This window comes from Streptomyces sp. NPDC001450 (assembly GCF_053597295.1).
In genome coordinates this window covers 49564-61362 of the sequence record NZ_JBSFHY010000009.1, presented here as the reverse complement: position 1 = coordinate 61362, position 11799 = coordinate 49564, and the positions used below count along the sequence as shown (strand labels likewise).

Sequence of the window (11799 nt, the reverse complement as noted above, 5' to 3'; positions counted from 1 at the left end):
AGCGGGGCGTTCCCGCCTGGATCCAGCAGCGCGCGGCCCCATGGATTCATCCCGGCCGGAAGTGATCGGTCGAGCAACCAGGAAGCGCGGCAACTGTGTTACACCGCACCACAGTTGCCGCCCCCCCCTCCCTGACATGAAAGACGCACCTGCAGATGAGTGAGCCCAGACGAGTGAGCTTCGGCCTCAAGACCACCCCCATGCATGTCGATTACGACGACATCCTGCGGGTGTGGCTCGAGGCGGACGAGATACCCGAGATCGAGCACGCCTGGCTGTGGGACCACATGCTTCCCCTGGCCGGCCCGAAGGACGGCAAGATCTACGAGGGCTGGACGCTTCTGGCCGCGCTGGCCGCGCAGACGCGGCGCCTGCGGCTCGGGCTTCTGGTCACCAGCAACCGCATCCGCCAGCCGGCGGTGCTCGGCAAGATCGCCACCACCGTCGACGTGGTGTCCCGGGGCCGGCTGGTGATGGGCCTCGGCGTGGGCGGGACGCACCAGCCCGCGGGCGCCGGCGGCATCGCCGGTGACAACCCGGCCGTCGCCGAGTACGAGGCGTACGGGCTCACCCTGGTGCCGCCTCGTGAGGGCATCGAGCGGCTGGAGGAGACCGTCACGATCCTGAAGCGGATGTGGACCGAGAAGGAGTTCGACTTCGAGGGCCGCCACTACACGCTGAAGGGCAACCGGAACGAGCCCAAGCCCGTTCAGCCGTCGGGTCCGCCGCTGCTCATCGGCGGCTGGGGCAACAAGACGCTGCGGCTCGTGGCGGAGCACGCCGACATCTGGAACATCCCCGGCCCGCCGCACAACCCGATCGACTACATCACCGAACGCTCCCGTGTGCTGGACGAGCATTGCGCGGCCATCGGGCGGGACCCGTCCGAGATCAGCAGGTCCGTCCAGGTCGTCATGTCCTACGACGACATCGAGACCTCCCGTCGGCAGGTGCTCGAACTCATCCACGCCGGCCTCGACCACATCGTCCTGAGCCTGCCGCGCGGCTACCCGCAGGGCGTGGCCCAGTGGCTGACGGACGAGGTCATCAAGCCGGTTCGGGCGGAGCTCCCGGACGCATAGAGCCACTTCGTCACTCCGAACCCGGCCTGCTTCCGCAGGCCGGGCCCTTTCCCGTTTGATCCGGCCCGGGAACAGCGCCTGGGCGTTGGCGAAGTTGATGCCGTCGCGCTGCTCGGACGTCATGTCGTGCGTGTCGAGGAAGCCGTTGTAGTAGGGGATCTCCTCCTCCACGAACGGCCAGTCGCTGCCGGTAGAAGGAGCGCATCTGCTCCACGACGTCGACCGTGCTGAGGTCGCCCCAGGCGGCAGGCGCGGTGGCCATGCGGTGGGCGAACGCATCGCGTCCGCCTGTGGTTTCCACACGGTCCACACGGTCGACACGTTCATCCGTGCGTTCCGCCGATAGCCTCGACGCGACGCCGACGGGGTGCCGGAGCCGGTTCCGGCACCCCGTCCGGTACCCCGGTACGTCACCCGGTACGTCAACCGGCCGGCACCGGGGCCCGGTCCCGCCAGGGGATGCGGGTGGCGGCCAGGGTGACGATCAGCGCCGAGGCGGCGACCGTGGCCATACCCAGGGTCAGGCCGCCTGCGCCCGCGACGAAGCCGATCACGGCGGGCCCGGCCAGCAGTCCGGTCGTCCCCATCGCGGCGACCAGGGACAGCGCGCCCGAGCCGCGTTCGGCGGCGGCGACGTACACGCATGGCGTCACGGCGGCCGCGCCGAGGCCGACGCAGGCGAACCCGAGCAGGGTGGGCACCACCCCGCCGGCCGGCAGGGCCAGGGCCAGGCCGAGGCCGGCCACGGCGCTGCCGGTGCGTACCACGCGTCCGTCGCCCCAGCGGCTGCGCCAGCGGTCGGCGCGCACCCGGGCGAGCAGCATCATGACCGAGACGACCGCGATGCCCAGCGGCGCCACCGTCGAGGAGGCCTTGACGACGTCCCTCAGGTAGAGCGTCGACCAGTCGTTCATGGCGCCCTCTGTGATGGTGCCGAACGCCATGGCGCAGCCCATCAGCAGGGTCTTTCCGGACGGCAGGGTCAGGCGTGTCCGCTGCTTCGGTGCCGTCTCCGGGTCCGCGGGCCCGGATTCCGGGTGCGGGAGGAGGCCCGGGCGCGCGTAGCCCAGCAGGAGCAGCAACAGCGCCGCGGCCACCGCGAAGTGGGCCGGAACGGACACCGTGACGCTGGTGATGCCGGAGGCCAGCAGGGCGGCGGCGAGCAGGCCCGCGCTGAACGTGGCGTGCAGCTGGGACATGGCGGTGCGGCCGTACGCGGTCTCCAAGGCGGCGCCCTGGGCGTTCATGGCGACGTTCAGACAGCCGACGGCGACACCGTCACCGCAGATGACCAGCAGGGCGAGCGGATAGTTCGGCACCACCGAGAGGGCCGCCAGCAGCGCCACCAGGCACAGGGCGGAGGCGAGGGACAGCCGCCGGGAGCCGAGCCTGCGCATCAGGACGGCGACGAGCGGGAAGGAGGCCGCCGCGCCCGCGCCGCAGGCCATCAGCAGCAGCCCGAGTTCCCCTGGGCCCAGGTCCAGCCTGGTCTTCAGGGCGGGCAGCCGGGCGGCCCAGGTGGCGTACTGGAACCCGAGGAAGCAGAACAGCGCCGCGATCGCCCACTTGGCACGGCGGAAGTCGGAGTTCTCCATCAGCTCGCCTCCCGGTACGCGGCCAGCCGGGCCGACATGTACACCGCGTCGCTGCCGTAGCTCGACGGCAGCCGGGCCTCGCGGTGCGCCCGGTAGCCGTTGGCCCGCCAGAAGGGCTCCTTGCCGCCGACCGCGATCAGCGACATGGTCCGGAAGCCGCGGGCGCCGGCCGCGTCCGTCAGGTGGCGCACCAGCCGACGGCCCAGCCCTCTGCGCCGCAGGGGCGCGCTGATGACGAGGTCGTGCAGGTGGAGGTTGGCCGAGTGGTGGGCCACGCGCTCCGGCCGGGTCAGGTCCGGGTAGCGGAACATCGGGTACGGCAGGGCCAGGACGTAGCCCTCGACCCGGCCGTCGAGGTCCAGGACGAAGCAGGTGCCCGCCGCGGCCCGGGACCGCAGCGCGGCCTCGCCCTCGGTCAGCGCGGTGTCCGCGTACGCCCCGGCTTCCAGGGCGGCGACCTGGGGCCAGTCGGCCTCGGTGATGCCCCGTACGAGGTCTCTCATCTCAGTGGTGTCCTTCCGGGGCGCGGGTGCACACGCACGGCAGCGGGCGGATGCCGTTGAAGCCCTGGGTCGTGTAGCTGGTGGCGTAGGCGCCGGCGGACAGGATCCAGACCGGGTCGCCGGAGGCGAGGGAGTGCGGGACGCGCACCGGGTGCCGGCCTCCGCCGTAGGCGTCGTCGCTGTCGCAGGTCGGGCCCGCGACGACGGCGGAGACGTACTCGCCGTCGTCCTCGCCGTCGTCCTCAGCGGCCTGGGCGGCCTGGGCGGGAAAGACCAGCCGGTAGCTCAACTGGTCCATCTCATAGAGGCCGTTGAACTTTCCGACGCTCAGGTACAGCCAGCGGGCGTGCGTCCCGTCCGGCTGCGCTCGCCCGGTCAGCCGGTACACGTGCGCGCGGACCGCCCCGTGGTCGGCCACCAGATGCCGCCCCGGCTCCAGGACGAAGCCGAGCGGGGCTGCGGTGAGGCCGCTCAGGCGCTCCATGCCCTCGCGGATCACGGTGAAGATCTTGTCCAGGGGCGGGTCGAGGGGGTTGCCGTGGCGGTCGAGGTAGCCGAGCGCGGGCAGGCCGCCGCCGAGGTTGACGTGGTCCGGTACGATCCCCAGTCCCTCCAGCGTCACCAGCACCTCGGCGATCGAGTCGAGGGCCTGCTGCCAGGCCTCGCCGGTCAGCTGCTGCGAACCGACGTGCACGGACAGGCCAGCCGGGACGAGTCCGGACGCGCGAGCCGTGGTGAGGACCTCGACGGCGTTCCCGGCCGAACAGCCGAACTTGCGGCTCAGGCCCCACAGGGCGCCGTCCCCGCTGGTGGCGAGGCGGCAGAACACCCGGGCCCCGGGTGCGTGTTCGGCGATCGCCCGCACGTCCTGCACGCTGTCGGTGGCGAAGGTGCGGACGCCGAGCCGGTGGGCCGCGGCGATGTCCGTGTCGGACTTGACGGTGTTGCCGTAGTGGATCCGGTCCACGGGCACGCCGGTCTGCAGGGCCTGGGCGATTTCGGCGGGACCGGCCGCGTCGAAGCCGGCGCCCCGGTCCGCGAGGCACCGCAGCACCTCGTCCACGGGGCAGGCCTTCAGGGCGAAACGGACCTGGACGCCGGGCAGCTCGGCCAGCAGCCGGTCGTACTGGGCCTCGATGCCGTCGAGGTCGTAGACGATGCGGTCCGCCGGGGCGGCGGCCAGTGCGGCGGCCAGCCGCGCGCTGATCTCCACGCTCACCAGCCCTCGTGTCCGGCCGCCTCGACCAGGTACGGCCAGGCCTCGGTCAGCAGGGCGAAGTCCTCGATGTCCCGGCAGGCCTCGGTGAGCAGCTGCGCGCGGCGCTCGGCCAGTTGATCGGCGAACTGCTCGTAGCGGCCGCCCAGTTTGCGGTAGGCGGTGTCGACGCGGTCCAGGCGCCACACGTTCTCGGCACGGTCCAGGGCGGTGCTCTCGCGCAGGAACTCCACGATCCGGTCGGCCCGTACGTGCTGCCGGTCGTCGAGGAGCCGGGCGCCCTCGGCGGTCATCCGGTCGTAGACGTGGTGGAAGTAGTGCATCGACAGCAGGAACTTCACGAACCGGGTCTGGTAGGCCGGGAAGCCCGCGTCGGTACGGCGTTCGGGGGTGTAGAAGTTCTCGATGTGCCGGTTGTGCAGGATGCCGGGGAGCGTGGCGTCGTGGACGAGGTGGATGAGGAAGTAGTCGCTGCCGATGGTGTCGGTGGCCGGGGGCAGCGGGATCCGTTCGTACACGTCGCGGTGGAAGGCGATGTTGCACATGTCGACCCGCATCGGGTCCACGAGGGTCAGCGTGGAGTGGTCGACGGTGAAGGGGACTGTCCCCGCACCGGTGAAGGACTCCTCGACCAGCTGCCGCCGGTCCTCCGGCGACGAGTCGGCGGGCGCCCACAGGCCGACCACGTCGTGGTAGACGCCCTCGTCGAGGCGCCGTATCTCGGCTATGTCGACGGAGAGTTCACCGATGAAGGAGGCACCGGCCAGCGACACCGGACGCTCCGCGTGGGCCGGGTCGAGATCCGTGCGGGTGACGGAGGCCGAGGCCTGCGCGGCGGGCCTGCCCAGCCACGGGAGTTCGTGGTGGACGGGGAAGGCCGGCTCTCCGTCCAGGAGTTGGTAGGTGCTGTCGGAGTCCCTGCGGTGCACCGAGTGGCAGCCGAGGGCGGTGGCCAGCAGGAAGGCGCGGTCGGTGCAGGAGCCGTAGGAGACGCCGGTGGGGAGCAGGAGGCCGAGCATCCCGTCCGGGTCGGGCAGGCCGGCCCGCCGGATCACGCGGCGCAGGAAGTCGCGCTGCGGGTCCTCGCCGAGGTGGTGCACGGTGACGTTCGCCGCCGGGGGCAGCGCCGCCGCGACGCGGGCGTGCTCGGCGCGGGTGCGGTCGTCGCAGGAGTCGAGGATGAGGAGCTGGACGTCCGCGTCGAACTGCTCGGCGGCGTAGGCGGCTTCCCGGTGGATCGCGGTGATGGTGGCGGAGCAGGCCCGGTTGGTGGGCAGGCACAGGCAGATCCGGTTCACCGTGCCGCCCAGGAGTCGAGGCCCAGCAACTTCCGTCCCAGGTCGTCCAGTTCGGCCGGTCCGTAGCGGAGGGCCTCCGGCCTGCGCGCGTCGCCGAGCAGGGTGGCGTTCCAGTCGGGGGTGGCGAGGGTGCGCCAGGACTCGACGCGCGACCTCCGCAGCTCCGTGTGCTCCTCCAGGGCGGGCATCATCGACAGGTACTGGACGGCCCGGACAGCGTTGTCGGAGAGGTTCGGTGCCACGCCGTGGGCCAGCAGCCCGTTGAAGATGAGCAGGTCGCCGGCCTGGAGGTCGGGGCGGACCACGGGGAACTCGGCGCGGTCGACGGCGGGCCGGATCGGGTCGCGGCCGGCCGGCTGGGCGATGCGCCACTCCTCGAAGCGGCGGAACAGCTCCGGCGCGCACTGGAAGCCGCCGAGTTCGGGCCGGGTGTCATTGAGGGCGATGATGCCCTGGACCCGCTGCGGCAGGACCGCGAGGGTGGTGTCGACGTCCCAGTGCAGCTCGATGTCGAAGCCCTCGTCGGTCGGCTCGATCAGGGAGCGCGAACGGGTGCGGACGTTGGGCGGGTTGAGGTTGAGCCGGTCCAGGGTGACCCACAGCTCCTCGCAGTCCCACACGTCCACGAAGGCGTCGTAGACGCGCTGTGCCTGGCGGCTGTCCCAGATCAGCTGGTGGTGGTACGCCTCCACGAAGCCGTAGATGAACAGGTGCTGGTCGAGTTCGGAGCGGAACTCCGGTTCCTCGTACCAGGTTTCGGGGCGGTCGGGGTCGAGGCCCTGGAAGTCCCAGGCGAATTCGGCCAGGCTCTTCGCCTCGCCGGGGGTGATGGCCTCCCGGACGACGACATAGCCGTACGTCTGCCAGAAGGCGAGGTCCTCCTCGGACAGCACCCGCAGCGGCCGGGACTTGTCGAGGTCGCGCAGGGGGGTCGGGGCGAGGTACGTCTCGCCGTCCGCGCTGAAGTAGGGGCGGCCGGACGCCGCGCGGTGGAGGTAGGGGGTGGGCTTGTGCATGCCGTCACTCCGTGGTGATCGAACTGTTGCGCCCCCTCAAGCTGGACTAGACCAATTGTGGGTGTCAACGATTACCGGCCGGTACCCCCGTCAAAGTGCCGCCCAACTGCCGCCCAGATGCCGCTGGTTGAGCAAAGCAAAGGCCGACACCGGAGAGACTTCCGGTGTCGGCCCGAGCGGGTGAAGGGAAGGTTCAGCCCGCGACGACCGCCTCCGCCGCCGCGATCCCGCAGACGCGGGCCGCGCCGTGGGTGGCGATGTGCAGGGCGCCGCGCGGCGGGGCCTGCGGTACGCCCATCTCGACCACGACGGTGTCCGGCCGGGCGGCGAGCAGCGTGTCGAGGGCGGAGCCCATCCAGGCGTGCCGGTGCTCGTCGCGGACCACGGCGACGACCCGGCGCCCGGCCGCGGCCGTGAGGGCCTCGTGGCCCGCGTCGGGTCCGCTGAAGGAGCCGGCCGTACTGCCCGGCAGCAGCCGCAGCAGCTCGGCGGCCACGCCCCAGGGGGTCTCGTCGCCCACGGCGATGTTCGGGGCCGGGTTGAACTGGGCGACGTGGACAGGCTCGGTGACCGGCGCGGCCGAGCCGTGACGGGCCACCGTCAGAGCTCGGCGGGCCGCGAAGAGCCCGATCTCCGGTTCCGGTACGACGGTTTCGGCGTCCTTCTTGGTCTCGGCCGTCCACCGCGCCAGCTCCCGTACCCGGGCGGCCGCGTCGGCCAGCCGCTCCTCGGGCAGTTCGCCCGAGCGCACGGCGGCCACGAGCGCGTCCCGCAGTTTGAGCACGGTCGCCTCGTCGCACAGGCCGCCGCCGACGCAGATCGCGTCCGCGCCCGCCGCGATCGCGAGGACCACGCCGTGCTCCAGGCCGTACGTCCCGGAGATGGCACGCATCTCCATGCCGTCCGTGACGATCAGTCCCTGGTAGCCGAGTTCGCCGCGCAGCAGCTCGGTGAGGATACGGCGGGACAGGGTGCCGGGGCGCTCCGGGTCGAGGGCGGGGACGAGGATGTGCGCGCTCATCACGGCCCGGGTGCCGGCCGCGACGGCGGCGCGGAACGGCGGCAGTTCACGCGCGTACAGCGTCTCCGCGTCGACATCGATGCGCGGTACGGCGTGGTGGGAGTCGACGTTGGTGTCCCCGTGCCCCGGGAAGTGCTTGGTGCACGCGGCGACGCCGGTGGACTGCAGGCCCTCGACCCAGGCGGCGGTGTGCCGGGCCACCAGCGCGGTGTCCGCGCCGAAGGAGCGCACGCCGATGACGGGGTTGTCGGGGTTGGCGTTGACGTCGGCGGACGGCGCCCAGTCGAAGTTGACGCCGCAGGCGGCCAGCCGCCGGCCCAGCTCGCGGGCCACGCCCCGGGTGAGGCCGGGGTCGTCGACGGCGCCGAGGGCGTGGTTGCCGGGGAAGGAAGAGCCGGTACGCACGTCCAGGCGGGTGACGTCGCCGCTCTCCTCGTCGATGGCCACCAGCAGGTCGTCCCGCTCGGCGCGCAGTTCGGCGGTCAGAGCGGTGACCTGCTCCTCGGTGACGACGTTGCGGCCGAACAGGGCGACGGAGGCGAGGCCTTCGCCGAGGCGGCGGCGCACCCAGTCCGGCGCGGTGGTGCCGTCGAATCCCGGCTGCAGCACCGCGAGGGCGTCCCGGGCGAGGGTGTCGCCCGCGGCGGAGCCGCTGTCGGATGCGGTAGTGGGGAGCGTTGTCATCGGCGGTGTCATCCCTTCACGGCGCCGTCGGTCAGACCGCTGACGGCCTTGCGTTGCAGGAAGATGAAGAGGATCAGGATGGGCAGCGCGAACAGGGACGAGGCGGCCATCGTGGCGCCCCAGTCGTCGCCGAAGGCGGTCTGGAACTGGGAGAGCCAGAGCGGCAGGGTCTGCTTCTCGATGTCCTTGTTGAGGATCAGGACCAGCGGGAACTCGTTCCAGGCGGTGATGAAGCCGAAGAGCGAGGTGGCCATCAGGCCGGGCGCCAGCAGCGGGAAGATGACCTTGATGAAGGCCTGGGTGCGGGTGCAGCCGTCGACCATCGCCGACTCCTCGAGATCCTTCGGCACAGCAGATACGTATCCGCGCAGCGTCAGGATGGTCAGCGGCAGCACCATGATCGCGTAGAAGACGGTGAGCGGGACCAGGCTGTCGAGCATGTCGTTGTCGCGGACCAGCATGTAGATGGCGATGACCATGACCTCCCAGGGCGCCATCTGCGCCAGCATGAAGGTCACGATGAACCCGCGCCGGCCCTTGAACCGCATCCGGGCGAGCGCGAAGGCGGCGAACAGGGCGATGACGAGCGACAGCAGCACCGCACTGACCGTGACGGTCACGGAGTTGAGGACCAGGGTCCAGAAGTGGTCGGCGTCCACGGCCTTGGCGAAGTGACCGACCGTGAGGTTCGTCGGGAACCACACCGGGTTCTCGGAGATGATGTCGCCGGTCGGCTTGAAGGCCGTCGCGAACATCCAGTAGACGGGGAACGCGAAGCCGACGAAGAGGATGACGGCGGTCGCGTTGGGCCAGATGCGGCCGAAGACGGAGCGCTTCACAGCTCGTCCTCCTCTTGCTTGAGCACCATGCGCAGGTAGTACGAGGTGAGAGCGAGCAGCACCAGGATGGTCAGGAAGGAGATCGCCGCGCCGACGCCGAAGTGCTGGTTGCCGACGCCCTCGACGAAGGCGTAGACCGGCAGGGTCTCGGTGAGGCGGTCGGGGCCGCCCTCGTTGATCGCGAAGATCTGCGGGAACGCCTTGAAGACCCAGATGACTTCGAGGAATGTCGTGGCGTACAGGAAGGGCCGCAGGAACGGGAAGGTCACCGAGGTGAAGCTCTTCCAGGCTCCGGCGCCGTCCAGGGACGCGGCCTCGTACAGCTCCCTGGGGATCGTGGTGGTGGCGGCGTACAGGTTGATCGCCACGAACGGGATCGACTGCCAGACGATGATCAGCGTGATCACGGAGAAGGTGGAGAACTGGGAGCCGAACCAGTTGTAGTCGGCCATGGAGTGCCAGCCGAGCTTGTCCAGGCACCAGTTGACGACGCCGAAGCGCTGGGCGAACAGCCACTGGTAGACGGTGGTGGCCGCGATCACGGGCATGGCCCAGGCGAGGACGAGGCCCAGCATGAGCAGCAGCCGCACCTTCTTGCCGAGCCGGGCCAGCAGCAGTCCGATCAGGGTGCCGAGCAGCATGATCAGGACCACGTTGGCGGCGGTGAAGACGACCGAGCGCTCGACGACCTTCCAGAAGTCCGAACCGCTCAGGACCTCTTTGTAGTTGTCGCCGCCGTTCCACTCGGTGAGGTGCTGGATGAGCTGCCGCGGGTTGAGGTTCTGGAACGACAGCATGCCGTTCTTCACCAGGGGCCAGCCGAGCAGGATCAGTGTGGCCAGCAGCGCGGGCAGCAGGAGCAGATAGGGGGCGGCGGCACCGCGGCGGGACGGCGACCCGGAGCCGCGGTCCTCGCTCCTCGGCGACCCTGGTATCCGGGCCTTGCGGACAGCGGGCTCCCCGCCCGTGTCCGTGCCTTCGGTCTGCACTGACATGAGTTGCCATCTCTTCCGTGGCGGTACCGGCCTTGCCGGCCGTACGAACGACTGAGCCGGGGGCGTCCGCCGACGCCCCCGGCGCGGGTCATCAGTTCTGCTGGGCCAGGCGCTTGTTGATCTCGCCCTCGACCTGCTTGGCGGCGTCCGCCGGGGACTTACCGTTCAGCACCGCGGTCATGTAGGACTTGATCGGGTTAGGGGTGTTCTCCACCGCGGCCCACTCGGGGATCAGCGGGGTGGTGCCACCGACCGAGGCGCCGGGCGCGGCGGCCTCGGCGACGGCGTTGCCCTTGAGGTTGGTCTCCAGGGACTGCTTGTTCGGGATGACGCCGTTGAGCTTGGCCAGCTCGCCCTCGAACTGGTCGGACAGGGCGATCTTCAGGAACTCCTTGGCCAGGGCCTGCTTCTTGCTGCCCTGGGCGACGGCGAGGTTGGAGCCGCCGAGGAAGACGCCCTCGGGCTTGTCGGCCGTGGCGCCCGGGATGGTGAAGTAGCCGAGGTCCTTCTCGATGGCCTTGTTGGCCTGGATCGCGGTGCCGGCCTCCCAGCCCATGCCGATGAAGGCGCCGCTCTTGCCCTTGGCGAACACCTGGGCCTGCTGCGGGGTGGCCTCGTCCTTGTCCTTGGGGGCCTTGGAGTAGGAGGCGTACTTCTTGTAGACCTCCATGGCCGCGGCGACCTTCGGGTCGCTCAGGTTGGAGACGTACTTGTCGCCGTCCTTCTTCACCAGGTCGGCGCCCTGGCCGATGGTCAGGCCGTCGAAGAAGTACCAGTTCTGGCCCGGCATGTAGAGCGGCTCGGCGTCGGTCTTCTTGCCGATGGTGTCCAGGTCCTTGAAGAACTCGTCCCGGGTCTTCGGGGTGTCCTTGATGCCGGCCTTGGCCCAGATCTTCTTGTTGTAGATGACGACACGGTTGGCGAAGTACCAGGGCGCGGCGTACTGCTTGCCGTCGTACACGGAGGACTGGGAGACCGACGGGGTCCAGTCCGAGCCGATCTGCTGCTTGAGGTCGCTCAGTTCGGCGAGGCCGCCGGTGGCCGCGTAGGCCGGGGTCTGGGTGTTGCCGACCTCGATCACGTCCGGCGGGGTGGACTCGGAGAGGGCGGTGGTGATCTTCTGCTGGATCCCGTCCCACTTCTGGATCTCGAACTTCAGCTTCGCGCCGGTCTTCTTCTCGAAGGCGGCCTGGACGTCCTTGGACCACTGCGGCGGAGCCGAGCCGTCCATCGTCCAGACCGTCAGGGTCTGACCCTTGAAGCTGTCCGGTCCCGCGTTCTTGCCACTGTCGTCGTTGCCGTCGTCGCCGCCGCACGCCGAGACGGAGACCATCATGCCCGCGATCACGATCGCGGCAGCAAGCTTGCGCTTCACGCCACCCTCCTCAGGGATGCCACTTATCCCCCCACGCCCTCGGCGGTGACCTGCGTACGACGCTGTTGCACGTAGGGCTCGGGACCTGGTCACTAATGGTGTAGACCAGTACGGTGGAGCTTGGCCTAGACCTTTTGAGGTGTCAAGGGTGGTTCAGGAAGGCGATCCGGCCGTT

10 protein-coding genes are annotated in these 11799 nt (G+C 70.3%); 1 reads left to right on the top strand and 9 read right to left on the bottom strand.

The window, feature by feature from the left end; translation table 11 throughout:
• Positions 1 to 155: 155 nt before the first annotated feature.
• The gene (locus ACWC5O_RS12185; protein WP_450586540.1) at positions 156 to 1082 is read left to right on the top strand and encodes an LLM class flavin-dependent oxidoreductase; all 927 of its coding nucleotides are present in this window, start codon (positions 156 to 158) and stop codon (positions 1080 to 1082) included.
• A gap of 422 nt (positions 1083 to 1504) precedes the next feature.
• Here the strand turns inward: ACWC5O_RS12185 and ACWC5O_RS12180 are convergent, their stop codons facing one another.
• The 9 genes from ACWC5O_RS12180 to ACWC5O_RS12140 all read right to left on the bottom strand — a co-directional run bounded on the left by ACWC5O_RS12180 (position 1505) and on the right by ACWC5O_RS12140 (position 11624).
• Positions 1505 to 2677 (bottom strand): MFS transporter, encoded by a 1173-nt coding sequence (locus tag ACWC5O_RS12180; RefSeq protein ID WP_450586538.1) that lies wholly within the window; start codon positions 2675 to 2677, stop codon positions 1505 to 1507.
• A complete protein-coding gene (locus tag ACWC5O_RS12175; RefSeq protein ID WP_450586536.1) occupies positions 2677 to 3180 on the bottom strand; it encodes a GNAT family N-acetyltransferase in 504 nt (167 codons plus the stop codon). Before ACWC5O_RS12175 ends, ACWC5O_RS12180 begins: the two co-directional genes overlap by 1 nt.
• A 1-nt stretch (position 3181) precedes the next feature.
• Positions 3182 to 4399: a type III PLP-dependent enzyme gene (locus ACWC5O_RS12170; protein ID WP_450586535.1), complete on the bottom strand. Its 1218-nt coding sequence runs from the start codon at positions 4397 to 4399 to the stop codon at positions 3182 to 3184.
• Positions 4396 to 5694: a DUF6271 family protein gene (locus ACWC5O_RS12165; protein ID WP_450586533.1), complete on the bottom strand. Its 1299-nt coding sequence runs from the start codon at positions 5692 to 5694 to the stop codon at positions 4396 to 4398. The genes ACWC5O_RS12170 and ACWC5O_RS12165 overlap by 4 nt, the downstream gene beginning before the upstream one ends.
• A complete protein-coding gene (locus ACWC5O_RS12160) occupies positions 5691 to 6710 on the bottom strand; it encodes a phytanoyl-CoA dioxygenase family protein (RefSeq protein WP_450586531.1) in 1020 nt (339 codons plus the stop codon). The genes ACWC5O_RS12165 and ACWC5O_RS12160 overlap by 4 nt, the downstream gene beginning before the upstream one ends.
• 193 nt (positions 6711 to 6903) lie before the next feature.
• Positions 6904 to 8415 carry a glycoside hydrolase family 3 protein gene (locus ACWC5O_RS12155; RefSeq protein ID WP_450586529.1) on the bottom strand — a complete coding sequence of 504 codons (1512 nt, stop codon included), beginning with the start codon at positions 8413 to 8415 and terminating at the stop codon, positions 6904 to 6906.
• A gap of 8 nt (positions 8416 to 8423) precedes the next feature.
• Positions 8424 to 9254: a carbohydrate ABC transporter permease gene (locus tag ACWC5O_RS12150; protein ID WP_450586528.1), complete on the bottom strand. Its 831-nt coding sequence runs from the start codon at positions 9252 to 9254 to the stop codon at positions 8424 to 8426.
• Positions 9251 to 10249, bottom strand: a complete 999-nt coding sequence (locus tag ACWC5O_RS12145) for a carbohydrate ABC transporter permease (RefSeq protein ID WP_450586527.1) — start codon at positions 10247 to 10249, stop codon at positions 9251 to 9253. Before ACWC5O_RS12145 ends, ACWC5O_RS12150 begins: the two co-directional genes overlap by 4 nt.
• 91 nt (positions 10250 to 10340) lie before the next feature.
• A complete protein-coding gene (locus ACWC5O_RS12140) occupies positions 10341 to 11624 on the bottom strand; it encodes an extracellular solute-binding protein (protein ID WP_450586525.1) in 1284 nt (427 codons plus the stop codon).
• Between the last annotated feature and the right edge of the window lie 175 nt (positions 11625 to 11799).

Bases quoted from the DNA above. Each gene is read 5' to 3' on its own strand.
- ACWC5O_RS12185 (WP_450586540.1), top strand. From the start codon at position 156: ATGAGTGAGCCCAGACGAGTGAGCTTCGGCCTCAAGACCACCCCCATG.
- ACWC5O_RS12160 (WP_450586531.1), bottom strand. From the start codon at position 6,710: ATGCACAAGCCCACCCCCTACCTCCACCGCGCGGCGTCCGGCCGCCCC.
- ACWC5O_RS12155 (WP_450586529.1), bottom strand. From the start codon at position 8,415: ATGACAACGCTCCCCACTACCGCATCCGACAGCGGCTCCGCCGCGGGC.
- ACWC5O_RS12175 (WP_450586536.1), bottom strand. From the start codon at position 3,180: ATGAGAGACCTCGTACGGGGCATCACCGAGGCCGACTGGCCCCAGGTC.
- ACWC5O_RS12145 (WP_450586527.1), bottom strand. From the start codon at position 10,249: ATGTCAGTGCAGACCGAAGGCACGGACACGGGCGGGGAGCCCGCTGTC.
- ACWC5O_RS12180 (WP_450586538.1), bottom strand. From the start codon at position 2,677: ATGGAGAACTCCGACTTCCGCCGTGCCAAGTGGGCGATCGCGGCGCTG.